Source organism: Pseudomonas sp. RP-B7 (assembly GCF_059803535.1).
Genome location: NZ_JAPFHC010000017.1, coordinates 80,834 through 106,530, shown reverse-complemented (window position 1 = coordinate 106,530; position 25,697 = coordinate 80,834). Strand labels below are relative to the sequence as shown.

The window sequence follows — 25,697 nt, the reverse complement described above, 5'->3', positions numbered from 1 at the left end:
CTGTTATTCGTTTTCACCGCGCACGTTCAGCATCCATTCGCCGCCGTGCACCTGCAGGTCAAAAATGATCGGCCGGCAGCACACCGGGCAGTCTTCTATATATTCCTGATCGCCCCCGGACAGGTCCAGCAGCGCCGTGACCAGCTCCCCACAATAAGGACATTCGTACGACTCTTCTTCCATCGCGGCCTCCAAGGTGACTTGTGCGTATAATCGCCGGTCTATTTACAGGGTTATTTTCGGCCGGGACCATTACCCGGACCGTACCCTGGTATTTCCTCTACTTACCCTAGCCGTTTCTAACAAGAGAGCATGATGGGCCAATTCGATACCATCCGACCTTACAACGACAGCGAAGTCCCGGCAGTGCTGGACCGGCTGTTCAGTGACAAGGCCTTTCTGGACATCCTGACCCACTTCCGTTTCCCGCGCTTCGCCGGCGCCCTGGGCTGGCTGCTCAAGCCGATGATCGCCCGCAAGCTGCGCCGTGAATTTGCCGGCGTCACCACCGTGGCCACGCTACAAGACAAAGTCGAGTACTACGTCGACCATACCATCGACCGCGCGACCGACGGCGTGACCTACACCGGCGTCGAGCAGCTCAAGTCCGGCACCGCCTACCTGTTCCTCGCCAACCATCGCGACATCGTGATGGACCCGGCCTTCGTCAACTACGCCGTATACCACGCCGGCCTGCCGACGCCACGTATCGCCATCGGCGACAACCTGCTGCAAAAGCCGTTTGTCAGCGACCTGATGCGCCTGAACAAGAGCTTTATCGTGCACCGCTCGATCAGTGGGCGAAAGGAGAAGATGGCGGCGTTCAACCTGCTGTCGGCCTACATCAACCATTCGATCCGCAATGACGGCGAGTCGATCTGGATCGCCCAGGCCGAGGGTCGAGCCAAGGACGGGGATGATCGCACCGAGTCGGCGATCCTCAAGATGTTCCACGTCAGCCGCAAGGATGAGCCGTTTGCCGAGGTGATCCAGTCGCTGAACCTGACGCCGGTGTCCATCAGCTACGAATACGACCCGTGCGATTCAGCCAAGGCCCGCGAGCTGTACATCCGCGCCACCACCGGCACCTACAGCAAGGCACCGGGCGAAGATGACGTGAGCATTGCCCTGGGCATCACCGGCTACAAGGGCCGGGTGCACGTGAACTTCGCGCCGCCGATCACCGAGCGGTTCGAAGACACCAAGGTGCTGGCCATGGAAATGGACCGGCAGATTCTCGGCGGTTATCGGTTGTTCCCGGTGCACTACCTGGCGTACGCGCAGTGGAGCGAAGCTGATCCGCAGTTGCAGGTGCCGACGGCCGCCGAGGTATTCCCGGCCGATGAGCTGGCGAAGGCGAAGGCCGAGTGGGAGCGACGCTTGCACGAATGCCCGGCTGAACATCGGCCGTTCCTGGTGGTGCAGTACGCCACGCCGGTGCGCAACCAATACCGGGTCAAGGCTGGCATCCCGCTGTAGACGAAAATGTGGGAGCGGGCTTGTGTGGGAGCGGGCTTGCTCGCGAATGCGGAGTTTCAGTCACTAGATTTGTTACTGACCCACCGCATTCGCGAGCAAGCCCGCTCCCACATTTGTTTTGTAGTGTGTTTTAGAGGTGGGTGCTGAGCCAGGAAATAGCCAGCGCCAAGCCCAGGCAGGCGAACCCTATGCGGTAAGCCACTCGATGCGCCCGTTCGGTGCGTACATCCAGAAACAACATCGGCTGGTCGATAGCGCGATCTTCGCCTTGTGCGGTCAGGTCGGCCATGGCGCGTTGCTCGCGCAGGCGGGTAATGGCCAGCAGCGCCGAACCCGGGAGCGCCACCGCCAAAGCAACAACATTGATCAATAGAGCGGGCAGCGCCATCGCAAACCTCGGGAAAACAGTGCCTGGGTATCAGTTCGGATACCTATCCGGACGCAGTGGCATCTTGCGCCACTCATGTTTCATTCCCAGCATGGACGGCTAATGTAGCCAGTAATTTACAGCGTCACCTGAACGTCACCTTAACAAGCCACTCTGTTGCCCTTCGAACGTTCGGGAGCTTGTCATGCTGCACGCACACAACCAGGATCGGCTGTATCTGATCACCCAAAGTGATGAACAAGAGGCGCTGATCGGCGGCCTGGCATTCAACGTTCAGGATCGTCATTGGCTGGTGTATTGCGCCCTTGGCGGGCACCAGCACGCGGACTTGCCGGAAGCAGACTTGTTGACCGGCGTGAGCCTGTTGGACTTCTGTATCGACACCGCCGCGTGAAACTCAAGGCGTAAAAAAACCGGGCCCATCACTGGGCCCGGTTTTTTGGATCGGTTATTGCGAACTGAGCAACGAACCGATGCTTGGGTCCTTGAACAGGCGGGTCAAGGCATCGCTCAACACGTCGCTGACCAGCTTGGTGTTGGTTTCCTGGTTCGGCGACATACCGAAACGCTGGTTCAACGATGCGCCGTAGCGGCCGCTGTAGCGACGGGTGCCGGCGGTGACGTCGGACTTGAAGGTGGCGCCGATGGAGGCTTCGGTCACGTACAGGCCTTCCTTGGGCGACTGATATTTCAGCTCGGCCAGGGTGATGGTCAGTTGCGGGGCGCCCGGCGCGTTGGGGCTCGGCGTGAAGCCCAGCAGGCGCACGGCCGCTTCAGCCTGGGCTTGCAGCTTGGGCAGCACGTCCTGGCCGGTGACCGAAATCAGCGCAGTCTCCGGGTACAAGCCACCACGGGAACCCAGGGTTGGCGACGGACGGCCGTCCACCACACGCACCGACACCGGCTGGCCGTGGCCCACTGGCGCCAGCTGCGTGGTGAGCTTCGGTTGCGGGCTGAGTTGTTGCGGGCTGTTGGCGCAGCCAACCAGGGTCAAGCTGGTCACAGTGATCAAACCGAACAACAGGCGTTGCAACATGCGCTTCTCTCCAGAAATCAAGTACCGACAGGCCGGCAGTATAGCGGTGCGCCACTGCCCGGAACTAGCATCAGTTACAACCTGAGACCCGCAAGGGCGGCGGCGGTTCGCTGTCACCGATATGTCACAGCCGATACATCCGCTCGTCATCCCCCGCAGGCAAGCTTGGCCTCAATCTCAGGAGGTTGATCACCATGAATTTTCTCTGGTCATTGTTCGTGCGCAAGCCCGCCCTTCGCCAGTTTGCCCTGCTCGATGCACAAGGCCGCTGCCAGGCATTCAAGGAGTGCGACCAGCCGCCGGTGGGCAATGGCTGGGTGGAAATCGACGAGATCCGCCTGAGCTGGATGCACCGCCCGCTGCCAGCCCGGGCCCGCGTCAGCCCGCGTGCGGCGCAGTCGCCCCGGCACCAGCCGTTGGCCGCCTGACCGAACACCTAATAAAAGTCATAAAACACGCCCATTTCCTTGGCGTTCTTCGCTACAATCTCACCCCGATTATAAGGACGTCTCCTGATCGGGCCCCGCAACATCGTTAATGCCTCGGTATTAACCCCCCAATCGCCCACAGAGAGCCGCCCACACAGATCGAATAGAGCTGGCGTGCTTGCTGCTTTCGTTGCAAACCACCCCCTCTTTATATCGAATCTGCCAGAGCTGCCATTGCGCTCGGCCACTTGAGTTGTTTGCCCGTTTTTGCCGCCTGTCGGCAAGCAATCCGGGCCAAGGTGCCAGGCTGAGGCAGCCCTTTTTTGAGGTTCACGTCTTCAAAAGAGCGTGAAAAAAACGGGTTTTCACAACTTCACAAGAGTGTGGCGAGCAAATGAATAGTTTGGCGTGTGTACAAGCACCATCAGCGTCTTTAACAGCCCAACCACACAGGACCGAGCCCTCCTCAAAAACCGGAGCTTGAGCCTGTCCGCTACGGATTGGTTGCACGAATCACACGCTTTGACCATAAGTCGAATTGCCACAGGCGGCCATGAATGCGTTCATAGGCGGATTGGCCGGGCAGGAAGCGTGTGCTGAAGTTGCAAAGAATTGCGAAACGGACATGGCGATCCTGGCCATGAGTATCCTGGGGCAACACGTGAACCGCCCCGTCACTCCTGGCAGCCATGCCGTCAATTTGGTGCTGCAGATTTTGGAGACGCGTTAAATGGCGCATAACGAAGCAGTCGACGTAGTACTGGTAGGGGCCGGCATCATGAGTGCCACCCTGGCCGTACTGCTTAAAGAGCTCGACCCCGGCCTCAAGCTGGAAGTCGTTGAGCTGATGGATTCGGGTGCCGCGGAAAGTTCCAACCCGTGGAACAACGCCGGCACCGGTCACGCCGGGCTGTGTGAGCTGAACTACACGCCGCAGGCCGCCGATGGCTCCATCGACATCAAGAAAGCCGTGCACATCAACACCCAGTTCGAGGTGTCGAAGCAGTTCTGGGCGTACCTGACCCAAAAGGGCACCTTTGGCTCGTCCAAGTCCTTTATCAGCCCGGTGCCACACCTGAGCTTCGTACAGGGCGAAAAAGGCGTGGAGTTCCTCAAGAAGCGCTTTGATTCCCTCAGCCGCCATCACGCATTTTCGGACATGCACTACACCGAAGACCGCGCCGAGATGGCCGAGTGGATGCCGCTGATGATGCCGGGCCGCCCGCTCGACGAAAAAATCGCCGCCACCCGCGTACTCAACGGCACCGACGTCAACTTCGGCGCCCTGACCAACCAGCTGCTGGGTCACCTGACCAGCTCGCCGGATGCCCAGGTCAAGTACTGCAAGCGCGTCACCGGCCTCAAGCGCAATGGCGCTGGCTGGACCGTGAGCATCAAGGACGTCAACAGCGGCAACAGCCGTGAAGTCGACGCCAAGTTCGTCTTCCTCGGCGCCGGTGGCGCGGCCCTGCCGCTGCTGCAAGCCTCGGGGATCGAAGAAAGCAAAGGCTTTGGCGGTTTCCCGGTCAGCGGCCAGTGGCTGCGTTGCGACAACCCGGAAGTGGTCAAGCACCACCAGGCCAAGGTCTACAGCCAGGCTGCCGTGGGTTCGCCGCCGATGTCCGTGCCACACCTGGACACCCGTGTGGTCGATGGCAAGAAGTCCCTGCTGTTCGGGCCCTACGCCGGCTTCACCACCAAGTTCCTCAAGCACGGTTCGTTCCTCGACCTGCCACTGTCGATCCGCGCCGGCAACATCGGCCCGATGCTGGCCGTGGCCCGCGACAACATGGACCTGACCAAGTACCTGGTCAGCGAAGTGCGCCAGTCCATGGAACAGCGCCTGGAGTCCCTGCGTCGCTTCTACCCTGAAGCGAAAGCCGAAGACTGGCGCCTGGAAGTGGCCGGCCAACGGGTGCAGATCATCAAGAAAGACCCGAAGAAAGGCGGCGTGCTGCAATTCGGCACCGAGCTGGTCGCGGCCAAGGACGGCTCGCTGGCCGCACTGCTGGGCGCATCCCCGGGTGCTTCGGTGACCGTTTCGATCATGCTGGAACTGATCGAAAAATGCTTCCCCGGCAAAGCTGCCGGTGAATGGGCTGCCAAGCTTCAGGAAATATTCCCCGCGCGGGAAAAAGTCCTGGAGACCGATGCCGAGCTGTATCGCAAGATCAACACGCAGAACAACATCAGCCTGGAGCTGGTGGAGCCTGCCGCCGAGACCGAGAGCTACGCTTGAGGCCTTGAAGCCATAAAAAACGCCCCGCCCTCTGCATGAGGACGGGGCGTTTTTGTATGTCTCGGAAAATCAGCCGCGGGCTTTTTCGATCAGTTCGATGTACTCATCGGCGTTGCGCTGATCCTTGACCAGGTCGACAAAGGTCTGGCCATGTTCATCCTTGCCATCGAGGTCCAAGCCGGCTTCCTTGAAGAAACCCAGGAAACGCTCGAAGTCGTCGATGCGCAGGCCACGGTAAGCCTTGATCAGCTTGTGCAGGGACGGGGAAGTCGCGTCGACCGGCTCGAAGTCCAGGAACAACTTGATCTGATCATCACCGATCTCGTCACCAATCACCTGTTTCTTATCTTTACGCATTACCGACTCCAGCCTGCAGACATTTACACGGGACTGGAAGTCTACCTGCGAGACGCCGCCTTCGAAAGCGCTGGAGGTCCAATGTGGGAGCGGGCTTGCTCGCGAAAGCGGTATATCAGTTGAAGCATTTATCGACTGACCCACCGCTTTCGCGAGCAAGCCCGCTCCCACATTTGGATCCTCAATGTTCTGGCTATTTGGTACGAACGGCACCGGTGTGTAAGTCCGCCCAGATGTGGCCATTGGCGTAACTGAGGAATTGCACATACAAGGTGTCATTACGCAGCAGGTCGACGATCACGCGGTATTGGGCCACCGGATACGACAAGGTCAACGTCTTGCTCTTGTCGTCATACGCCGGTTTTTTCAGGCTTTTGCTTTCAGCGTCGAAATTGAGCACCACCTGATTGATGGTCGCGCCTTTGTTCAGGGACTTGCCCTTGAGGCGGATCATCAACGGCGAAGTCACCGGGATCGGTTGCTGAGTGGACTGACGCTGGTTACCCACCACCACCGCATACTCGGTGACTTGCAGCAACTGCTGCTGGTCGGGAGTTCCGGCACGCAGGCTCAGGTCATCCGGCGGCAGGAATTGGCTATGCATCGGTGCGGGGGCGGCAGCCAGGGGCAGGCTGAGGGTCAGCGCCAGGACGGCGCAGGTGCGAATCAACAGGCTCATGGAAAGCTCCAGACGCAGGGCCAGGCACTCTAGCATGCCGGCCCTGCACCTGATGAAGCGCGTTTACATGCCTTTGACGGCATAGATGCCATTGGCATTGCGCCAGTAGCCCTTGTAGTCCATGCCGTAACCGAAGATGTAGCGGTCAACGCATGGCAGGCCGACGAAATCGGCTTTCAGTTCTGGGCGGGCCTTGCGGTCGTGATCTTTGTCGATCAGCACGGCGGTATGCACTTTGCGCGCGCCTGCGTGTTTGCAGAAGTCGATGATCGCGCCCAGGGTGTGACCTTCGTCGAGGATGTCGTCGATGATCAGCACGTCACGGTCGATGAACGAGACTTCCGGCTTGGCTTTCCAGAACAGGTCGCCGCCGCTGGTTTCATTGCGATAACGGGTGGCGTGCAGGTAGGACGCTTCCAGCGGGAATTGCAGGTGGGTGAGCAATTTGCCGGCAAAGATCAGGCCGCCGTTCATCACACAGAAAACCACCGGGTTGGTGTCGGCCATTTCGCGGCTGATGTGCGCGCCGACCTTGGCGATCGCCTCTTCGACTTGCGCTTCGGTGTACAGGCAGTCAGCCTCGCGCATGATTTGACGGATATGCTCGAGATCAGCGGACATGGCGCTCTCCAAGGGGGTGCTGTGGCAAGAAAAGCGGGCGAAGGTACGCTTCTCGTGCGCTCCGATCAAGCGCTAATGGACTAACGTACTAGATGTCTATAGGACAACACCCTCGGATAGATTAATCTAGGCCGGTTTTTTTGCCCGCCGCCGGAGCCTTTCCCATGCCCACTCGCGAGATCCGCCACCCGCTGATCCGACACAAACTCGGCCTTATGCGCCGCGCCGACATTAGCACGAAGAATTTCCGTGAGCTTGCTCAGGAAGTCGGAGCGCTGCTCACTTACGAAGCCACCAAGGATTTGCCCCTGGAGAGCTACGAGATTCCTGGTTGGGCCGGTCCCGTCCAGGTCGAGAAAATCGCCGGTAAAAAAATCACCGTCGTCCCGATCCTGCGTGCCGGTATCGGCATGCTCGAAGGTGTGCTCAGCCTGATCCCGGGCGCCAAGGTCAGCGCCGTGGGCGTTGCCCGCAATGAAGAAACGCTGGAGGCGCACACCTACCTGGAAAAACTCGTCCCGGAAATCGACGAGCGCCTGGCAATGATCATCGACCCGATGCTCGCCACCGGCAGCTCCATGGTCGCCACCATCGACCTGCTGAAAAAAGCCGGCTGCAAAGACATCCGCGCCATGGTGCTGGTCGCCGCGCCGGAAGGTATCGCCGCGGTCGAGAAGGCCCACCCGGACGTGCAGATCTACACCGCGTCCATCGACGAGCGCCTGAACGAACACGGCTACATCATCCCGGGCCTGGGCGACGCCGGCGACAAGATCTTCGGCACCAAGCAGAAGGACGCGTGAGCATGCAGGATGAATTCAACGACCCGCTTTGGCGCCAGATCCTGTCTGGCGCACAAATGCTCTTCGTGGCATTTGGCGCGCTGGTGTTGATGCCGCTGATCACAGGTCTTGATCCAAACGTTGCACTGTTTACCGCAGGCCTGGGCACCTTGTTGTTCCAGGTGGTCACAGGGCGGCAGGTGCCGGTCTTCCTGGCGTCGAGCTTTGCATTTATCACGCCGATCATTCTCGCCAAGGGCCAGTTCGGCCTCGCAGCGACCATGGGCGGCGTGATGGCGGCCGGTTTCGTCTACACCTTCCTTGGCCTGGCCGTGAAGATCAAGGGCACCGGATTTATTGACCGTCTGCTGCCTCCAGTCGTGATCGGGCCGGTGATTATCTCCATCGGCCTGGCCATGGCACCGATTGCCGCGAACATGGCGATGGGTAAATCCGGCGATGGCGCCGAGTTGATCCACTACCAGACGGCGATGATGATCTCGATGCCGGCACTGCTGACCACGTTGATCGTGGCGGTGTTCGGCAAAGGCATCTTCCGCCTGGTGCCGATCATTTCCGGCGTGCTGGTGGGCTTTGCCATGTCGTTCTACTTTGGCGTGGTCGACACGGCGAAGATCGCCGCGGCCCCCTGGTTCGCCCTGCCCCACTTCACCGCACCGGAGTTCAACTGGCAGGCGATCCTGTTCATCGTCCCGGTGGCCCTGGCCCCGGCGATCGAGCATATCGGCGGCGTGATTGCGGTGGGCAGCGTGACCGGTCGCGACTACCTGAAGAAGCCCGGTCTGCATCGTACCCTGCTGGGTGACGGCATCGCCACCACCGCCGCCGGCCTGTTTGGCGGCCCGCCGAACACCACCTACGCCGAAGTGACTGGCGCGGTGATGCTGACCAAGAACTACAACCCGAAAATCATGACTTGGGCGGCGGTGTTTGCCATCAGCCTGGCGTTTATCGGCAAGTTCGGCGCACTGCTGCAAAGCATCCCGGTGCCGGTAATGGGCGGGATTCTGTGCCTGCTGTTCGGTTCGATTGCAGCGGTGGGGATGAACACGTTGATCCGCCACAAGATCGACCTGGGCGAAGCGCGCAACCTGGTGATCGTCTCGGTGACGTTGGTGTTCGGGATTGGCGGTGTGCTGGTCGGCACCGGCACCGGCCCGGACGATTTCGGCCTGAAGGGCATCGCCCTGTGTGCGGTGGTAGCGATTGGCTTGAACCTGCTGCTACCGGGCAATGATGGCTGGAAGAACAAGAAGCCGGATGAGCCATTGCTTTAACCATACGGTGTCGCTGATGACCTCATCGCGGGCAAGCCCGCTCCCACAGGGAACTGCATTCCAATGTGGGAGCGGGCTTGCCCGCGATGGGGCCCGTCAAGCCAACCGAGAATTAAAGCTCGCCTAGCCCATCGATCAATGCCTGGTTCTGCTCCGGCGTACCGATGCTGATCCGCAGGAACTGGGCAATCCGCTCCTGCTTGAAGTGCCGCACGATCACACCCTGCTCACGCAACTTGGCCGCTAGGCCGGCAGCGTCGTGCTTGGGGTGACGGGCAAAGATGAAGTTGGCCGCCGACGGCAATACTTCAAAGCCTTTACCTTCCAACTGCGCGACGACGGTGTTGCGGCTGTCGATCACCAACTGGCAGGTCTTCTCGAAGTACTCACGGTCTTCAAACGCCGCCGCTGCGCCGACAATCGCCAGGCGATCCAGGGGGTACGAGTTGAAGCTGTTCTTGACCCGCTCCAGCGCCTCGATCAGGTCCGGGTGGCCCACGGCCAGGCCCACGCGCAAACCGGCCAGTGAGCGCGATTTGGACAGGGTCTGGGTCACCAGCAGGTTCGGATAGCGATCCACCAGGCTGATGGCGCTTTCACCGCCGAAGTCGATGTAGGCCTCATCAACCACCACCACCGAATCCGGGCTGGCCTTGACGATCTGCTCCACCGCATCCAGCGCGAGCACGCAGCCCGTCGGCGCGTTCGGGTTGGGGAAGATGATCCCGCCGTTGGGCCTGGCGTAGTCCGCCACACGGATCTGGAACTGCTCGTCCAGCGGCACCGGTTCGAACGTGATGCCATACAGGCCGCAGTAAACCGGATAGAAGCTGTAGCTGATGTCCGGGAACAGCAGCGGCAAGTCGTGTTGGAACAGGCCGTGGAAGATGTGCGCGAGGACTTCATCGGAACCGTTTCCGAGAAATACCTTGCCGGCATCCACGCCGTAGTACTTGGCCACCGCCTGCTTGAGCAGGTCGCTGTTGGGGTCCGGGTACAGGCGCAGGTTATCGTTCAACTCGGCCTGCATTGCCGCCAACGCCTTGGGCGATGGCCCGTAGGGGTTTTCGTTGGTGTTGAGCTTGACCAGTTTGGTCAGCTTCGGTTGTTCACCCGGCACGTAAGGCACGAGGTCCTTGACGAAGGGGCTCCAGAATTTGCTCATGCCTCACTCTCCCTTGACGATGCGATATTCGGCGCTACGTGCGTGTGCGCTCAGCGATTCACCACGGGCCAGCACCGAGGCGGTCTTGCCCAGCTCGGACGCGCCTTGTGGCGAGCAGAAAATGATCGACGAACGCTTCTGGAAGTCATAAACCCCCAGCGGCGACGAAAAGCGTGCGGTGCCGGACGTCGGCAACACGTGGTTCGGGCCTGCGCAGTAGTCGCCCAGGGCTTCGCTGGTGTGGCGGCCCATGAAGATCGCACCGGCGTGGCGAATCGATGGCAGCCAGGCCTGTGGGTCGGCCACAGACAGCTCCAGGTGCTCCGGCGCGATACGGTTGGCCACTTCGATGGCCTGCTCCATGTCGCGTACCAGGATCAATGCACCACGGCCATTGATCGACTTCTCGATGATCTCGGCGCGGTCCATGGTCGGTAGCAGCTTGTCGATGCTGGCGGCAACCTTGTCGAGGAACTCGGCATCCGGGCTGACCAGGATCGCCTGGGCGTCTTCGTCGTGCTCGGCCTGGGAGAACAGGTCCATGGCGATCCAGTCCGGGTCGGTCTGGCCGTCACACACCACGAGGATTTCCGACGGGCCTGCAATCATATCGATGCCGACCTGGCCAAACACGTGGCGCTTGGCAGTGGCAACGTAGATGTTGCCGGGGCCGACCACCTTGTCGACTTTCGGCACGCTTTCGGTGCCATAGGCCAGGGCCGCAACAGCCTGGGCGCCACCGATGGTGAACACGCGGTCGACACCGGCGATGCACGCGGCGGCCAGTACCAGTTCGTTGATTTCGCCGCGCGGGGTCGGTACGACCATGACCACTTCGGTCACGCCGGCAACCTTGGCCGGAATCGCATTCATCAACACCGACGACGGGTACGACGCCTTGCCGCCCGGCACGTACAGGCCGGCACGGTCCAGCGGCGTGACCTTCTGGCCCAGCACGGTGCCGTCGGCCTCGGTGTAGCTCCACGAATCCTGCTTCTGCTTTTCGTGGTAGCTGCGCACCCGCGTCGCCGCCACTTCCAGCGCTTCACGCTGCGCGGCGGTGATGCGCGTCAGGGCCAGCTCCAGGCGTTCGCGGGGCAGGATCAGGTCGGACATCGACGCCACATCGAGGCCGTCGAACTGGCGGGTGAAATCCACCAGCGCCGCGTCACCGCGCTCGCGCACGGCCTTGATGATGTCGAGTACTCGCCCGTTGACCGACTCGTCGGACACACTTTCCCAGCTCAGCAGATGATCCAGATGATGGGCGAAATCCGGGTCGGCAGCGTTGAGTCGGGCAATTGCAGTGGACGTGGTCATAGCGAGGGCCTCAATAGAATTGGCAAAAACTCAGGCGCCCTAAACTAGCAGTCGTTTCCGCTTGGGCACCTGAGAATTCTGGCTATGAGGCGGATAGACGGGCGCAGCCTTTCAGCTACGCGGGTAGGTCAACCGCGGTGTCGCGACTCCACTGCCTTGCGCAGGGTGTCGATCAACGCCTGGATACGGGCGTGCTGCATCTTCATCGATGCTTTGTTGACGATCAGGCGAGAGCTGATGTCGGCAATGAATTCTTGTGGTTCAAGACCGTTGGCACGCAGGGTATTACCGGTGTCGACCACATCGATGATCTTGTCGGCCAGGCCAATCAGCGGAGCCAGCTCCATGGAGCCGTAGAGCTTGATGATGTCGACCTGACGGCCTTGCTCGGCGTAGTAGCGCTTGGCGACGTTGACGAACTTGGTCGCCACACGCAGACGGCCTTTGGGCTCGACGTCACCGACACGGCCGGCGGTCATCAGCTTGCACAGGGCGATGCGCAGGTCCAGGGGCTCGTACAGGCCCTGGCCGCCGTATTCCATCAGCACGTCCTTACCGGCGACGCCCAGGTCGGCCGCGCCATGTTCAACGTAGGTCGGCACGTCGGTAGCCCGCACGATCAACAGGCGAACGTCGTCCTGGGTCGTGGGGATGATCAGCTTGCGGCTCTTGTCCGGATTCTCGGTCGGCACGATGCCCGCTTCAGCCAGAAGCGGCAAAGTGTCGTCAAGGATGCGGCCCTTGGACAGTGCGATGGTCAACATGGGAAACGTCAGTCCTTCATCAGGCTATTGCGGTCCGGTCGCAAACGGCGCCGGACACAGATCGAGGCCATGACAGCCTCGACTTGAAACAAATTCACAGCAAGCTTCTGTAGTGAGCGGGCCTGCCCCGCGCGGGGTTGCGAAGCAGCCCTAAAAATCTTGGGAGCGCTGCGCACTCCAGCGCGGGGCAAGCCCACTCACTACACTAGCGTTTGGGACTAGCCCGGTACGCGGCGGATTTTCGCGCCGAGCATCTGCAGTTTTTCTTCGATGCACTCGTAGCCACGGTCGATGTGGTAGATGCGGTCGATCAGGGTGTCGCCGTCGGCGCACAGTGCCGAAATCACCAGGCTAGCCGACGCACGCAGGTCGGTGGCCATCACTGGCGCGCCCTTGAGCTTGTCGATACCGGTGACGATGGCGGTGTTGCCTTCAACCTGGATCTTCGCGCCCATGCGGTGCAGTTCGTACACGTGCATGAAGCGGTTTTCGAAGATGGTCTCGATCACGGCACCGGTACCTTCGGCAATCGCGTTCAGGGAAATGAACTGAGCCTGCATGTCGGTCGGGAACGCCGGGTACGGAGCGGTACGCACGTTGACGGCTTTAGGCCGCTTGCCGTGCATGTTCAGCTCGATCCAGTCTTCGCCGGTGGTGATGTCCGCACCCGCTTCGCGCAGTTTTTCGAGGACCGCTTCCAGGATGGTCGGATCGGTGTCCTTGACCTTGACGCGGCCGCCAGTGACGGCAGCGGCAACCAGGTAGGTGCCGGTTTCGATACGGTCGGGCATGACCTTGTAGGTCGCCGTGTGCAGGCGCGCCACACCGTCAATGGTGATGGTGTCGGTGCCAGCACCGGAAACCTTGGCGCCCATGGCGTTCAGGAAGTTGGCCAGGTCGACCACTTCCGGCTCGCGCGCAGCGTTCTGCAGGACGCTGCGGCCGTTGGCCAGGGCAGCGGCCATCATGATGTTCTCGGTACCGGTCACGCTGACGGTATCAAAGAAGAAGCTGGCGCCACGCAGACCGCCTTCCGGCGCCTTGGCCTTGATGTAGCCACCTTCGACGTCGATGGTTGCGCCCATGGCTTCAAGGCCACGGATGTGCAGGTCCACCGGACGCGAGCCGATGGCGCAACCGCCAGGCAGGGCCACTTCGGCCTCGCCGAAACGGGCAACCATCGGGCCCAGCACCAGGATCGATGCACGCATGGTTTTCACCAATTCGTACGGGGCGATCAGGGTCTTGATGGTGCGCGGGTCAATTTCGACCGACAGCTTTTCGTCGATCACAGGCTCGATACCCATGCGACCGAACAGCTCGATCATGGTGGTGATGTCGTGCAAGTGCGGCAGGTTGGCCACGGTGACCGGGCCATCACACAGCAGGGTCGCTGCCAGGATCGGCAAGGCGGAGTTTTTTGCACCGGAGATGCGAATCTCGCCATCAAGGCGGGCACCGCCGGTAATAATCAATTTATCCATAAGAATCTCGACGCCTTGGGGGCTCAGGTGCGCTCGGCCCAGGCCGCGCGGCTGAAAAATTTCATAGTGACCGCATGGATGCTGCCATCGGTGATCCACGGGTTCAAATGGGCATAGATCTGCTGCTGACGCTTGACCGGGCTCAGTGCCGCCAGTTCATCGCTAATCACGTTCAGCTGGAAGTTGCAGCCTTCGCCTTCAACTTCTACGGTCGTTTCCGGCAGCTTTCCTTCAAGAAAGCTCTTAACTTCTAGGGCCTGCATGCTCAACCTCTATCGGCGCCCAGTGCGCACGGGTCGCACATCATACAAAAAAGCCCCGCGCCTGCGAACCCCGCATAGCAGGACTCTGACGGGGGGCTTCTCTAATAGTGTGTATTAAGGATGTGCCAACAGCTCGGTCAAACCCGAAACCTCGGCAATTTCGCGCATGTCTTCAGGCATGGCGCGGATGCTGACCGTTTTGTTGGCTGCCTCGGCATCGCGCATGAAGCACAGCAGCAAGGACAAACCCACGCTGCTGGACTTGGTCACCTGCGAGCAATCCACCACCAACGCAGACGCGCTGCTGCTGTTGATCAGTGCCTGGCCCTGCTTGCGCAGGCCCGGCCCGGAGCGATAGTCCAGTACGCCGCTGATGAACAACTCGCCGGCATCGCCGAGACGAACGGCCGATTCGGTCATTGCGCAGGCTTCCCGGCAGCTTGCTTGTCGGTTTCTTCCTTGGCCTTGGCGACTTCACCGGCCCAACCATTGATGGTTTTGTCCAGGTCGTTGCCATTGCGCTGCATGGCATCGGCGAACTGATCACGGAACAGCTTGCCGATGTTGATGCCGTTGATGATCACATTGCGCAGTTTCCACTCGCCGTTGATCTTCTCCAGGGTGTACTGCACCGGGTAGACGGCACCGTTGGAACCCTTGACGGTCATGCCAACGCTGGTGCGGTCACCGGACTCATCCTTGGCGGGATCGACGGTAATGCCCTGGTTGTTGTACTCCAGCAACGCGTTGCCATAGAACTGGAACAGGCCTTTCTTGAAGTTCTCCTGAAACGTCTGCATCTGCGCCGGGGTAGCCTTGCGCGAATACTTGACCGTCATGATGCTGCGGGAAATGCCTTCGGCATCGACCACCGGGCCGACAATGGTGTTCAGCGCGTCATAGAACCTGGTCGGGTCTTGCTTGTACTGCTCTTTGTTCGCCTTCAGGTCGGCCAACATCTTGTTGGTCGTGTCTTGCACCAGTTCGTGGGCAGAACCTGCCGCGTTGGCCATCAACGGCAACGCTGCAAGCAGCACCAGCAGGCCACGTCGCAAGGTAGAGATCATGAACAGATTCCTCATTTGGCGTCTTTATTGACCGTATTGAGCAGGAATTTACCGATCAGGTCCTCAAGTACCAGCGACGACTGCGTGTCGTGGATGGTCGAGCCATCCTTGAGCAGGGCTGTTTCCCCACCCACGCTGATACCGATGTACTTCTCGCCCAGCAGACCCGCAGTGAGGATAGATGCAGTGGAGTCGGTCGGCAGATTATCTACCTTCTTGTCCAACTGCATCGTCACTCGACCGGTGAAGCTGTCGCGATCCAGATCGATTGCCGTGACCTTGCCGATGGTTACACCGGCCATGGTCACTTTAGCTCTGACAGTCAAACCGGCGATATTGTCGAAGTACGCGTAAAGTTTATAAGTATCGGCGGTGGGGCTGGCCGACAGGCCGCTGACTCGCAGCGCCAGCAACAGTAAAGCCAGGATGCCAGCCAGCAAGAAAAGGCCGACACCGATTTCCACAGTGCGGTTTTGCATCAGAAATCTCCAAACATCAAGGCGGTCAAAATGAAGTCAAGGCCCAGTACCGCCAGCGAGGCGTACACAACGGTCTTGGTGGTGGCACGACTGATCCCTTCTGAAGTGGGCTCACAGTCGTAGCCTTGGAATACGGCGATCCAGGTCACTACAAAGGCGAAGACGATGCTCTTTATGATGCCGTTGAGCACGTCACCGCTGAAGGTCACGCTGTTTTGCATGTTGGCCCAGTAGGAGCCGTCGTAGACCCCCAGCCAGTCCACCGCCACCCACGAACCGCCCCAGATACCCACCACGCTGAAGATCATCGCCAGCAGTGGCAGGGAAATGAAGCCGGCCCACAGACGCGGGGCAACAATGTACTTGAGCGGGTCCACGCCGATCATTTCCAGGCTGGACAACTGCTCGGTGGACTTCATGTTGCCAATCTCGGCAGTCAGCGCAGAACCTGCGCGCCCGGCGAACAACAACGCAGTGACCACCGGCCCCAGTTCACGCAACAGTGTCAGGGCAACCATCTGCCCTACGGCCTGCTCCGAACCGTAGCTGGAGAGAATATTGAAGCCTTGCAGCGCCAGTACCATTCCGATGAACACGCCGGAGACCACGATGATCACCAGCGACATCACGCCCACCGCATGCAACTGCTTGATCAACAGACCAAAACCGCCGCCAATGCCGCCGCGCCCCAACAGGGCATGGAACAGGAAAATCGTCGAACGGCCGAGCACTTCGATGATGTCGATGCCCGAGCGACCGAAAAGGCGAACCTTCTCGATAAGTGAAGTCTTGCGCATCAACGCTTCCCCAGAAGATCAGAGCGGTAGTCCGCTGCCGGAAAATGAAATGGCACCGGGCCGTCGGGATCGCCGGTCATGAATTGGCGAATGCGCGGGTTGTCGGCGTTCATCAACTCTTCAGGCGTACCCTGCCCCAACACTTGGCCATCGCCGACGACATAGAGGTAATCGGCGATGCTCGCGGTTTCTGCAAGGTCATGGGAAACCACGATGCTGGTAATGCCCAGCGCGTCGTTGAGCAGGCGGATCAACCGCACCAGCACGCCCATGGCGATAGGGTCCTGGCCGACAAAAGGTTCGTCGTACATGAGGATCTGCGGATCGAGGGCGATAGCCCGCGCCAGGGCGACACGACGTTTCATGCCACCCGACAGCTCGTCGGGCATCAGGTCGATGGCACCGCGCAGCCCTACGGCCTGCAGTTTCAGCAACACGATGTCGCGAATCATCTCGTCGGACAGTTGGGTATGGACCCGCAGCGGGAAGGCGACGTTCTCGAAAACGTCAAGATCGGTAAACAGTGCGCCGCTCTGGAACAACACGCCCATGTGCTTGCGCGCGTCGAACAGGTCGCTGCGCGACAACGTCGGCAGGTTCTGGCCGTTGACCCACACTTCGCCGGCAGTCGGGCGCAATTGCATGCCCATCAGGCGCAACAGGGTGGTCTTGCCGCAACCGGAAGGCCCCATGATGCCCGTGACCTTGCCGCGTGGAATGCGAATATCGACGTTATTGAAGATGCTGCGCGTCCCGCGCTTGAAGGTAAGACCCTTCAGCTCGACCGCGTAGGCGTTATCGGCACTCATCTAAACTCCTTGGGATGCAGCCTTTCACTCAGACACCATGTTTGCGCCAAACGTTTGCAACGCTCGTGCAATAGTTAGCCACATGGGCTGGGCGGACCGAACTGGCGGCGAACTATATCACTGCTGGTACAACGCGCCCAAGGCCGGAACTGTGCTTGTTCAGACTGAAGACAGGGAAAAACCGTTGCTTAAGATGAATCTCACGCGCATCACGAACAAACCCTGACGAACTTGCGTGAGGGAATTGCTCATTACCGCTATAATCGCCGACTTTTCGTCAGGCTATACGATTTCAGACATGAGCCAATCCAGCGACCTTATTCAATCCGCACAACGCACCATCCGCCTCGAGCTTGAAGCCGTAGAAGGCTTGTTGGCGCATATCGACGCAGATTTCGTACGCGCATGCGAGATGATTCTGGCCAGCAAGGGCCGCGTTGTTGTCGTCGGCATGGGCAAATCCGGCCACGTCGGCAACAAGATTGCCGCCACTCTGGCCAGCACTGGGACCACCGCATTTTTTGTGCACCCGGCCGAAGCCAGCCACGGCGACATGGGCATGATCACCAAGGATGACATCATCCTGGCACTGTCCAACTCCGGCACCACCAACGAAATCGTGACGCTGCTGCCGCTGATCAAGCGTCTGGGCATCAAGATGATCAGCATCACCGGCAACCCCGAATCGACGTTGGCCAAGGCCGCCGAAGTGAACCTCAACGTGCATGTGGCCCATGAGGCCTGCCCGCTGAACCTGGCACCGACCTCCTCCACGACCGCCGCCCTGGTCATGGGTGATGCGCTGGCCGTGGCGTTGCTGGAAGCGCGCGGGTTTACCGCCGAAGACTTCGCGTTCTCCCACCCAGGGGGCGCCCTGGGCCGTCGCCTGCTGTTGAAAGTGGAAAACGTCATGCACTCGGGCGATGAATTGCCCCACGTCCAGCGCGGCACGCTGCTGAAGGACGCGCTGATGGAAATGACCCGCAAGGGCCTGGGCATGACGGTGATCCTGGAAGCCGACGGCAAACTGGCCGGGGTATTCACCGACGGCGACTTGCGTCGCACCCTGGACCGCACCATCGACATCCATACCGCGACCATAGATGCTGTGATGACGCCCCACGGCAAGACCGCTCGCCCCGAGATGCTGGCAGCTGAAGCCTTGAAAATCATGGAAGACCACAAGATCGGCGCGCTGGTGGTGGTCGATCATCAAGACCACCCGATTGGCGCCCTGAACATGCACGACTTGCTGCGTGCGGGAGTGATGTAAATGACAGGCGACCTGTTGCAACGCGGCAAGAACATCAAACTGGCGATTTTCGACGTAGACGGCGTGCTGACCGATGGCCGCCTCTATTTCCTCGAAGACGGCAGCGAATTCAAGACCTTCAACACCCTCGACGGCCAAGGCATCAAGATGCTGATGGCAGCGGGCGTGCAAACGGCGATCATCAGCGGCAGAAAAACCCCGGTTGTGGAACGCCGCGCACAAAACCTGGGGATTCCTCACCTGTATCAGGGCCGCGAGGATAAACTGGTGGTCTTGGACGAGCTTCTTGGCCAACTCAACCTAAGCTATGAGCAGGTCGCCTATTTGGGCGATGACCTGCCTGACTTGCCGGTGATCCGTCGAGTCGGCCTGGGCATGGCCGTCGCCAATGCGGCAGCCTTTGTTCGCGAACACGCCCATGGCATCACCACCGCCCGCGGCGGCGAAGGTGCCGCCCGCGAGTTCTGCGAGCTGATCCTGCGCGCCCAAGGCAGCCTTGAAGCGGCCCACGCCGCCTACCTATAGAGCGTTTTATGCTGAGCAAAAAGATTCGCAACTTCCTGTTATTCGGGGTCATCGCCGCGCTCTTCCTGGCGGTGGGCTACTGGAATATCAGCCCGGAGCGCTTTCTCGACCAGCCTGTTGCGCAGGTTGACGAAGGGGCTATCGACTATTACGCCACCAATGCCTACAGCATCCAGTTCCTGCCCGACGGCAAGGTGCAGTATGAGATGACGTCGGACAAGGTCGAGCACTTGAAGGCCACTGAAGTCACCCTGCTGACCAACCCGGACATGAACATCTACCGTGGCACCGAGTTTCCGTGGCATGTCACCAGCAAGCGTGGCGAGGTCAACCCGGACGGCACCGAAGTGGAACTGATCGACTCGGTGCGCGTCGCGCGTACCGACGATAAAAACCGTGACACCGTGATTACCAGCAGTCGTATGACCGTATTCCCGCAGAAGCAATATGCGCAGACCGAGCAAGACGTTAGAATCGACGGCGCTGGCGGGGTATCGACTGGCAAGGGAATGAAAGCGTATTTGAAAGAAAGCAGGATACACCTGCTATCGAACGTAAGAGGACAGTATGAGGCTCGTTAAAACTCTCCCTATTTTGCTCAGTCTGGGCGCAGCACTGGGAAGCGTGAGCGCCTGGGCTCTGCCGAACGATAGCCAGCAACCGATCCACATTTCGGCTGACGATGCGCAACTGGACGACAAGCAAGGCGTCGCCACCTACACCGGCGGCGTGATCATCACCCAGGGCTCGATGAAGATCACCGGCAACACGGTGACCTTGACGCGTACCGCCAATGGCGACATTGACGTGGTGACTTCGGTGGGCAACCTGGCTTACTTCGAGCAGAAGCAGTCGCCGACCGACAGCGGCCCGATGAAGGGCTACGGCAAGACCATCCAGTATCACGCCCAGCAGAACCGTATTGTCCTGATCGACCAGGCCAAGGTCCTCAGCCCGGACGGCAACTCCACGGAAGGTGAGAAAATCACCTATGACACCGTGAAACAGATCGCCAACGCCGGCCGCGCCAATGGTGCCAAGGTGACTGCGCCACGTCCGCGAATCGACATGGTTATCCAGCCGAAGAAGAAGGCCGAGTAATGGCAACCCTGAAAGCCCAGCATCTGGCCAAGGCCTATAAAAGCCGCCAGGTCGTGCGCGACGTCAGCCTGTCGATCGACAGCGGCCAGATCGTCGGCCTGCTCGGCCCCAACGGCGCCGGCAAGACCACCTGCTTCTACATGATCGTCGGCCTGGTCCAGGCGGATCAGGGTCGCGTCCTGATCGACGACCTGGATGTCAGCCACCAGCCAATGCACGGTCGTGCACGGGCCGGTATCGGCTATCTTCCGCAAGAAGCGTCGATCTTCCGCAAACTGTCGGTGGCCGACAACATCATGGCGATCCTCGAGACCCGCAAGGAACTCGACCGTGATGGCCGTCGCAAGGAGCTGGAAAGCCTGCTGCAGGAATTCCACATCAACCACATTCGCGACAACCTCGGCATGAGCCTGTCCGGCGGCGAGCGTCGTCGCGTGGAAATCGCCCGCGCCCTGGCCACTGCGCCGAAATTCATCCTGCTGGACGAACCGTTTGCCGGCGTCGACCCGATCTCGGTCGGCGACATCAAACAAATCATCCACCACCTGAAAGCCAAGGGCATCGGTGTATTGATCACCGACCACAACGTGCGTGAAACCCTCGACATCTGCGAAACCGCATATATCGTCAACGATGGCCAGCTGATTGCCGAAGGCGACGCCGCCACGATCCTGGCCAACGAATTGGTGAAGGAAGTCTACCTGGGTCACGAGTTCCGCCTGTAAACACCGTGGTGTCACGGCCGCTGCCAAGATGCGCGGGAGTCAATGAAAACCTCCGGATTTTTATTGTTACCGTGCTCTAGGCAAAGCCCCCGACATCAGGCATATAATTTGCTTATGTTTGGCGCTCACGCGCCCTGTCGTGGATGGCGCATTGCGCCGGCGAATAAGGTGTTAAGCCCCTGCCATGAAACCATCGCTAGTCCTGAGAATGGGCCAGCAGCTGACGATGACACCGCAGCTGCAACAGGCCATCCGCCTGCTCCAATTGTCGACCCTGGACCTGCAACAGGAAATCCAGGAGGCCCTGGAGTCCAACCCGATGCTCGAACGCCAGGAAGAAGGCGACGACTTCGATAACGCAGACCCGCTGGCCGACAACATCGAGCAAAAACCCAATTCCGACGTGCAGGAACCTTCCTATCAGGAAACCGCCCCAACGGTGGATAACCTGGAAGAAGGTGAATGGAACGAACGCATTCCTAACGAACTTCCCGTGGATACCGCCTGGGAAGACGTCTACCAGACCAGCGCCAGCAGCCTGCCCAGCAACGATGATGATGAGTGGGACTTCACCACCCGCACCTCCGCCGGTGAAAGCCTGCAGAGCCATCTGTTGTGGCAATTGAACCTCGCGCCGATGTCGGACACCGATCGCCTGATCGCTGTGACCCTGATCGACTGCATCAACAACCAGGGCTACCTGGACGAGACGCTTGAGGAGATCCTCGAAGCGTTCGACCCGGAACTGGACATCGAACTGGACGAGATCGAAGCCGTCCTGCACCGCATCCAACAGTTCGAACCCGCCGGCATCGGCGCCCGCACCCTCAGCGAATGCCTGTTGCTGCAATTGCGCCAACTGCCTGCCAAGACGCCTTGGCTCGTTGAAGCCCAGCGCTTGGTGACCGACTACATCGACTTGCTGGGTAGCCGCGACTACAGCCAGTTGATGCGCCGCATGAAACTCAAGGAAGACGACCTGCGCCAGGTGATCGAGCTGGTACAGAGCCTCAATCCGCGCCCGGGCTCGCAGATCGAGTCCAGCGAAGCCGAATACGTGGTGCCTGACGTCATCGTGCGCAAGGACAACGAACGCTGGCTGGTGGAGTTGAACCAGGAGTCGGTGCCACGCCTGCGGGTCAACCCGCAATACGCCGGCTTTGTACGCCGCGCCGATACCAGCGCCGACAACACCTTCATGCGCAACCAGTTGCAGGAGGCCCGCTGGTTCATCAAGAGCCTGCAAAGCCGCAACGAAACTCTGATGAAAGTCGCCACCCAGATCGTCGAGCACCAGCGCGGCTTCCTGGAATACGGCGACGAAGCGATGAAACCGTTGGTGCTGCATGACATCGCCGAAGCAGTCGGCATGCACGAATCGACGATTTCACGGGTGACCACGCAGAAATTCATGCATACCCCACGGGGTATTTATGAGCTGAAATACTTTTTCTCCAGCCACGTCAGCACCTCCGAAGGCGGCGAATGCTCGTCCACGGCGATCCGCGCGATCATCAAAAAACTGGTTGCCGCGGAAAATCAGAAAAAGCCATTGAGTGACAGTAAGATCGCTGGTTTACTGGAGGCACAAGGCATTCAGGTCGCCCGTCGAACCGTCGCCAAGTACCGCGAGTCCCTCGGGATCGCGCCTTCCAGCGAGCGTAAGCGTTTGATGTGACGGGCGGGCCATAGCGTTCCAGTGGTGGGTATTCCTGCCCACCGCTTTATGCACTGGCAACGAAGGAGAAGCTGTATGCAAGTCAACATCAGTGGACACCAACTGGAAGTGACCGAACCGCTGCGCGCCTATATCGGCGAAAAACTCAAAAGAATTGAGGGGCATTTCGACAAGATCACCAACGTGCAAGTCATCATGACTGTCGAAAAGCTGAAGCAGAAAATCGAAGCCACCTTGCGTATACCCGGCGGGGAAGTAGTCGCTAATGCCGAGCATTCAGATATGTATGCCGCCATTGACGACCTGACCGACAAGCTGGATCGCCAAATCAAAAAGCATAAGGAAAAGCAGCAGAGCCTCCTCCAGGGCACAGGCCGCTAACACTCCCCACCCATGATTCGACTTGAAACCATCCTGACCCCCGGCCGTTCCCTCGTGAACGCGCCGGGTGGCAGTAAAAAGAAAGCCCTTGAGCAAATTGCCAACCTGATCAGCCGCGAAGTGCCTGACCTGGAGATGCAAGATGTCTACGAGGCTCTGATTGCCCGTGAAAAACTCGGCTCCACCGGTTTTGGCAACGGCATCGCCATTCCCCACTGCCGCCTCAAAAGTTGTGAGGCACCTGTCAGCGCCCTGCTGCACCTGGACGCTCCCATCGATTTCGACGCCATCGACGGCGCCCCGGTCGACCTGCTGTTTGTTCTGCTGGTCCCGCAAGCCGCCACCGATGCGCACCTGGAACTGCTCCGGCAGATCGCCAGCATGCTCGACCGCAAGGAAGTACGCGACAAACTGCGCAGTGCCAGCAGCAATGAGGCGCTGTATCAGGTAGTCCTGGATGAACAGAACGGGCAGTAATCATGCGTTTGATCATCGTCAGCGGCCGTTCCGGCTCGGGTAAAAGCACCGCCCTCAACGTACTTGAGGACAGTGGCTTCTACTGCATCGACAACCTGCCCGCCGGCCTGCTGCCAGAGCTCGCGGAACGCGCGTTGATCCACACCGAGCTGGCGCAACCGCTGGTGGCCGTATCGATCGATGCCCGCAACCTGCCCAGCCACCTTGAGCGGTTCCCGCAACTGCTCGAGGAAGTTCGCGCCAAGCACATTCATTGCGATGTGCTGTACCTGGACGCCGACGAAGAGACCCTGCTAAAGCGCTTCTCTGAAACCCGTCGACGCCACCCCCTCAGCAGCCCCCATCGCTCCCTGGCAGAAGCCATCGAGGACGAAACCAAGTTGCTGGGGCCGATCATTGACCTCGCCGACCTCAAGATCAACACCACCGGGCTCAACCTGTACCAGTTGCGTGATGCCATCAAGCTGCGTCTGCTGAACCAGCCCGAGCCGGGTACGGCATTCCTCGTCGAGTCGTTTGGCTTCAAGCGCGGCATGCCGGTGGACGCCGACCTGGTGTTCGATGTGCGCTGCCTGCCCAACCCTTATTGGAAACCGGAACTGCGTGATCAGTCCGGGCTGGACCAACCTGTGGCTGAATACCTGGCGGCGCAACCGGATGTCGAGGAGATGTTCCAGGACATTTCCAGCTACCTGCTCAAATGGCTGCCGCGCTTCGCTGCAAGCAATCGGGCGTATGTCACCATTGCCATTGGCTGCACCGGCGGCCACCACCGCTCGGTCTACCTGACCGAACGCCTGGGCCAACTGCTGCAACAAACCCTCAAGAACGTCCAGGTTCGCCACCGCGACCTTAGCTGAAAGGAACACCCCCGCGATGCCTGCTCTGGAAATTGAAATCATCAACAAGTTGGGGCTGCATGCCCGGGCTTCCGCGAAGTTCGTCGGCGTTGCCGGGCAGTTCCCCTGCCAGATCCGCGCGGGGCGTACGCCAGAGTCCATGGTCGATGGCAAAAGCATTATGGCCATGATGATGTTGGCCGCCGGCAAGGGCACCCGGATTCACTTGAAGACGGAAGGCGAGCAAGAGCAGGAAGCCATGGACGCCCTGGTGGCGCTGATCAACAACTTCTTTGATGAGGGTGAGTGACACCCTTGAAGACGGGCGTGAAGTCGCAACGACTTCAGCCCAATGCGGTATCCATCACCATCATCAAACAAAACCCGATGCACAACCCCAGGCTGGCGAGCATCTCGTGACCGTTGCGCCGCGACTCGGGGATGACCTCGTGAGTCACCACCAACAACATGGCCCCCGCGGCGAGCGCCAGCCCAAGCGGCAACAGCACTTCAGCCAGGCTTACCAACCAGGCGCAGAGCACCGCGAACACCGGCTCGACCAACCCTGAAGCAGCTCCGATCAAGAACGCCTTGATCCGCGACATCCCTGCCCCGGCCAACACCAACGCAATCACCAAGCCTTCGGGCACATCCTGCAAGGCAATGCCCATGGCCAGGCTGTCGGCATCGGGCATTGCGCCGCCCGCCGAAACCCCCACGGCCATGCCTTCGGGGATGTTGTGGGCAATGATGGCAAACACGAATAACCAGATACGCGGCGGGATCACCGGGTGATCGGGCGTGCCTACCAGCATTTCCGGGCTGGCACCGGAGACCTTGCGATCAACCAGATACAACCCGAATGCCCCCAGCATGATGCCAACGCTGATCAGGCCACTGGCCCCCCAAGGCGAAAGCCCCAGGCCTTCGGCGGCGGCGATGCCCGGCACGATCAGCGAAAATGCCGTCGCCGCGAGCATGACCCCGGCACCAAAACCCAGCAAGGTGTCACTGAGCGCCACCGGCATGCGCCGAATCACCAGCACCGGCACCGCACCGAGTGCCGTGCCCAGTGCGCAGATTGCGCCGCCTTGCAGCGCGCGCAGGATTCGCGGCTCCAGGTTCAGCCAGTCCAGCCCATGGGCCACCAGCAATGCAGTCCCTGCCAATAGCAGCAGCGAGCCAAACGCATAACGAAACATCCGCCCGCTGCTGACCGCCAGTGTTTCAGTGCCCATAGTCG

At 60.1% G+C, this 25,697-nt stretch carries 34 protein-coding genes; 17 read left to right on the top strand and 17 right to left on the bottom strand.

The window, feature by feature from the left end:
* Positions 1–3: 3 nt before the first annotated feature.
* On the bottom strand, positions 4–183 hold the full coding sequence (locus tag OPU96_RS17160; protein ID WP_192297653.1) for a CPXCG motif-containing cysteine-rich protein: 180 nt from the start codon (positions 181–183) through the stop codon (positions 4–6).
* A 132-nt stretch (positions 184–315) separates the two neighbouring features.
* Between OPU96_RS17160 and OPU96_RS17155 the strand changes: the two genes are divergently transcribed.
* Positions 316–1,479 carry a 1-acyl-sn-glycerol-3-phosphate acyltransferase gene (locus OPU96_RS17155; protein WP_192297654.1) on the top strand — a complete coding sequence of 388 codons (1,164 nt, stop codon included), beginning with the start codon at positions 316–318 and terminating at the stop codon, positions 1,477–1,479.
* 130 nt (positions 1,480–1,609) lie between these two features.
* Here OPU96_RS17155 and OPU96_RS17150 read toward each other — a convergent pair whose 3' ends face one another.
* Entirely contained in the window at positions 1,610–1,867 is a 258-nt protein-coding gene (locus OPU96_RS17150) for a hypothetical protein (RefSeq protein ID WP_226456465.1), read from the bottom strand.
* A gap of 184 nt (positions 1,868–2,051) precedes the next feature.
* Between OPU96_RS17150 and OPU96_RS17145 the strand changes: the two genes are divergently transcribed.
* Entirely contained in the window at positions 2,052–2,261 is a 210-nt protein-coding gene (locus tag OPU96_RS17145) for a hypothetical protein (RefSeq protein WP_226456466.1), read from the top strand.
* Positions 2,262–2,315: 54 nt separating this feature from the next.
* Here the strand turns inward: OPU96_RS17145 and OPU96_RS17140 are convergent, their stop codons facing one another.
* Complete coding sequence (locus OPU96_RS17140; protein ID WP_192297657.1) at positions 2,316–2,903, bottom strand: YajG family lipoprotein; 588 nt, start codon at positions 2,901–2,903, stop codon at positions 2,316–2,318.
* A 194-nt stretch (positions 2,904–3,097) separates the two neighbouring features.
* Between OPU96_RS17140 and OPU96_RS17135 the strand changes: the two genes are divergently transcribed.
* From OPU96_RS17135 to mqo, 3 genes are all read left to right on the top strand, one after another.
* The gene (locus OPU96_RS17135; RefSeq protein WP_192297658.1) at positions 3,098–3,331 is read left to right on the top strand and encodes a hypothetical protein; all 234 of its coding nucleotides are present in this window, start codon (positions 3,098–3,100) and stop codon (positions 3,329–3,331) included.
* A 553-nt stretch (positions 3,332–3,884) separates the two neighbouring features.
* Positions 3,885–4,061, top strand: a complete 177-nt coding sequence (locus OPU96_RS17130; protein WP_226456595.1) for a hypothetical protein — start codon at positions 3,885–3,887, stop codon at positions 4,059–4,061.
* Positions 4,062–5,570, top strand: coding sequence for a malate dehydrogenase (quinone) (gene mqo, locus OPU96_RS17125; protein WP_498559391.1), 1,509 nt, complete (start codon positions 4,062–4,064; stop codon positions 5,568–5,570).
* 69 nt (positions 5,571–5,639) lie between these two features.
* On the opposite strand, the gene OPU96_RS17120 is transcribed toward mqo, so the two are convergent.
* From OPU96_RS17120 to OPU96_RS17110, 3 genes are all read right to left on the bottom strand, one after another.
* Positions 5,640–5,927, bottom strand: coding sequence for a PA4642 family protein (locus tag OPU96_RS17120; protein WP_192297660.1), 288 nt, complete (start codon positions 5,925–5,927; stop codon positions 5,640–5,642).
* A 193-nt stretch (positions 5,928–6,120) separates the two neighbouring features.
* On the bottom strand, positions 6,121–6,606 hold the full coding sequence (locus tag OPU96_RS17115) for a hypothetical protein (RefSeq protein ID WP_192297661.1): 486 nt from the start codon (positions 6,604–6,606) through the stop codon (positions 6,121–6,123).
* Between the two features lie 63 nt (positions 6,607–6,669).
* Positions 6,670–7,227: a hypoxanthine-guanine phosphoribosyltransferase gene (locus OPU96_RS17110; protein WP_017738742.1), complete on the bottom strand. Its 558-nt coding sequence runs from the start codon at positions 7,225–7,227 to the stop codon at positions 6,670–6,672.
* Positions 7,228–7,391: 164 nt separating this feature from the next.
* Between OPU96_RS17110 and upp the strand changes: the two genes are divergently transcribed.
* A complete protein-coding gene (upp, locus tag OPU96_RS17105; RefSeq protein ID WP_192297662.1) occupies positions 7,392–8,030 on the top strand; it encodes a uracil phosphoribosyltransferase in 639 nt (212 codons plus the stop codon).
* A gap of 2 nt (positions 8,031–8,032) precedes the next feature.
* On the top strand, positions 8,033–9,307 hold the full coding sequence (locus OPU96_RS17100) for a uracil-xanthine permease family protein (protein ID WP_192297663.1): 1,275 nt from the start codon (positions 8,033–8,035) through the stop codon (positions 9,305–9,307).
* A 112-nt stretch (positions 9,308–9,419) separates the two neighbouring features.
* On the opposite strand, the gene hisC is transcribed toward OPU96_RS17100, so the two are convergent.
* From hisC to OPU96_RS17050, 10 genes are all read right to left on the bottom strand, one after another.
* On the bottom strand, positions 9,420–10,472 hold the full coding sequence (hisC, locus tag OPU96_RS17095) for a histidinol-phosphate transaminase (protein ID WP_192297664.1): 1,053 nt from the start codon (positions 10,470–10,472) through the stop codon (positions 9,420–9,422).
* Between the two features lie 3 nt (positions 10,473–10,475).
* A complete protein-coding gene (hisD, locus tag OPU96_RS17090) occupies positions 10,476–11,792 on the bottom strand; it encodes a histidinol dehydrogenase (RefSeq protein ID WP_192297665.1) in 1,317 nt (438 codons plus the stop codon).
* A gap of 128 nt (positions 11,793–11,920) precedes the next feature.
* A complete protein-coding gene (gene hisG, locus OPU96_RS17085) occupies positions 11,921–12,556 on the bottom strand; it encodes an ATP phosphoribosyltransferase (protein ID WP_010213102.1) in 636 nt (211 codons plus the stop codon).
* 218 nt (positions 12,557–12,774) lie between these two features.
* Positions 12,775–14,040 (bottom strand): UDP-N-acetylglucosamine 1-carboxyvinyltransferase, encoded by a 1,266-nt coding sequence (gene murA, locus OPU96_RS17080; protein ID WP_192297666.1) that lies wholly within the window; start codon positions 14,038–14,040, stop codon positions 12,775–12,777.
* A 23-nt stretch (positions 14,041–14,063) separates the two neighbouring features.
* Positions 14,064–14,303: a BolA family protein gene (locus OPU96_RS17075; RefSeq protein WP_003188597.1), complete on the bottom strand. Its 240-nt coding sequence runs from the start codon at positions 14,301–14,303 to the stop codon at positions 14,064–14,066.
* A gap of 114 nt (positions 14,304–14,417) precedes the next feature.
* On the bottom strand, positions 14,418–14,723 hold the full coding sequence (locus OPU96_RS17070; RefSeq protein WP_498559390.1) for an STAS domain-containing protein: 306 nt from the start codon (positions 14,721–14,723) through the stop codon (positions 14,418–14,420).
* Entirely contained in the window at positions 14,720–15,370 is a 651-nt protein-coding gene (locus tag OPU96_RS17065) for an MlaC/ttg2D family ABC transporter substrate-binding protein (protein WP_226456468.1), read from the bottom strand. Before OPU96_RS17065 ends, OPU96_RS17070 begins: the two co-directional genes overlap by 4 nt.
* 11 nt (positions 15,371–15,381) lie before the next feature.
* On the bottom strand, positions 15,382–15,849 hold the full coding sequence (gene mlaD / locus OPU96_RS17060; protein WP_017845975.1) for an outer membrane lipid asymmetry maintenance protein MlaD: 468 nt from the start codon (positions 15,847–15,849) through the stop codon (positions 15,382–15,384).
* The gene (gene mlaE, locus OPU96_RS17055; protein ID WP_017738750.1) at positions 15,849–16,646 is read right to left on the bottom strand and encodes a lipid asymmetry maintenance ABC transporter permease subunit MlaE; all 798 of its coding nucleotides are present in this window, start codon (positions 16,644–16,646) and stop codon (positions 15,849–15,851) included. Before mlaE ends, mlaD begins: the two co-directional genes overlap by 1 nt.
* The gene (locus OPU96_RS17050) at positions 16,646–17,455 is read right to left on the bottom strand and encodes an ATP-binding cassette domain-containing protein (RefSeq protein ID WP_017738751.1); all 810 of its coding nucleotides are present in this window, start codon (positions 17,453–17,455) and stop codon (positions 16,646–16,648) included. The genes mlaE and OPU96_RS17050 overlap by 1 nt, the downstream gene beginning before the upstream one ends.
* A 298-nt stretch (positions 17,456–17,753) precedes the next feature.
* On the opposite strand from OPU96_RS17050, the gene OPU96_RS17045 reads away from it, so the two are divergent.
* The 10 genes from OPU96_RS17045 (at position 17,754) to OPU96_RS17000 (ending at position 24,764) form a co-directional block, all read left to right on the top strand.
* Complete coding sequence (locus tag OPU96_RS17045; RefSeq protein ID WP_192297669.1) at positions 17,754–18,728, top strand: KpsF/GutQ family sugar-phosphate isomerase; 975 nt, start codon at positions 17,754–17,756, stop codon at positions 18,726–18,728.
* On the top strand, positions 18,729–19,253 hold the full coding sequence (locus OPU96_RS17040) for a KdsC family phosphatase (protein WP_178922703.1): 525 nt from the start codon (positions 18,729–18,731) through the stop codon (positions 19,251–19,253).
* 8 nt (positions 19,254–19,261) lie between these two features.
* Complete coding sequence (lptC, locus tag OPU96_RS17035; protein WP_192297670.1) at positions 19,262–19,834, top strand: LPS export ABC transporter periplasmic protein LptC; 573 nt, start codon at positions 19,262–19,264, stop codon at positions 19,832–19,834.
* Positions 19,821–20,354 (top strand): lipopolysaccharide transport periplasmic protein LptA, encoded by a 534-nt coding sequence (gene lptA, locus OPU96_RS17030; RefSeq protein WP_192297671.1) that lies wholly within the window; start codon positions 19,821–19,823, stop codon positions 20,352–20,354. Before lptC ends, lptA begins: the two co-directional genes overlap by 14 nt.
* The gene (lptB, locus tag OPU96_RS17025) at positions 20,354–21,079 is read left to right on the top strand and encodes an LPS export ABC transporter ATP-binding protein (RefSeq protein WP_192297672.1); all 726 of its coding nucleotides are present in this window, start codon (positions 20,354–20,356) and stop codon (positions 21,077–21,079) included. The genes lptA and lptB overlap by 1 nt, the downstream gene beginning before the upstream one ends.
* A gap of 184 nt (positions 21,080–21,263) precedes the next feature.
* Positions 21,264–22,757 carry an RNA polymerase factor sigma-54 gene (locus OPU96_RS17020; RefSeq protein WP_226456469.1) on the top strand — a complete coding sequence of 498 codons (1,494 nt, stop codon included), beginning with the start codon at positions 21,264–21,266 and terminating at the stop codon, positions 22,755–22,757.
* Between the two features lie 75 nt (positions 22,758–22,832).
* The gene (hpf, locus tag OPU96_RS17015) at positions 22,833–23,138 is read left to right on the top strand and encodes a ribosome hibernation-promoting factor, HPF/YfiA family (protein WP_010170586.1); all 306 of its coding nucleotides are present in this window, start codon (positions 22,833–22,835) and stop codon (positions 23,136–23,138) included.
* A gap of 12 nt (positions 23,139–23,150) precedes the next feature.
* Positions 23,151–23,615 carry a PTS IIA-like nitrogen regulatory protein PtsN gene (gene ptsN, locus OPU96_RS17010; RefSeq protein WP_017738757.1) on the top strand — a complete coding sequence of 155 codons (465 nt, stop codon included), beginning with the start codon at positions 23,151–23,153 and terminating at the stop codon, positions 23,613–23,615.
* 2 nt (positions 23,616–23,617) lie between these two features.
* Positions 23,618–24,475: an RNase adapter RapZ gene (rapZ, locus tag OPU96_RS17005; RefSeq protein ID WP_226456470.1), complete on the top strand. Its 858-nt coding sequence runs from the start codon at positions 23,618–23,620 to the stop codon at positions 24,473–24,475.
* A gap of 16 nt (positions 24,476–24,491) precedes the next feature.
* Positions 24,492–24,764 (top strand): HPr family phosphocarrier protein, encoded by a 273-nt coding sequence (locus OPU96_RS17000; protein ID WP_017738759.1) that lies wholly within the window; start codon positions 24,492–24,494, stop codon positions 24,762–24,764.
* Positions 24,765–24,798: 34 nt separating this feature from the next.
* Here the strand turns inward: OPU96_RS17000 and OPU96_RS16995 are convergent, their stop codons facing one another.
* A complete protein-coding gene (locus OPU96_RS16995; protein WP_305392075.1) occupies positions 24,799–25,692 on the bottom strand; it encodes a ZIP family metal transporter in 894 nt (297 codons plus the stop codon).
* Positions 25,693–25,697: the final 5 nt, after the last annotated feature.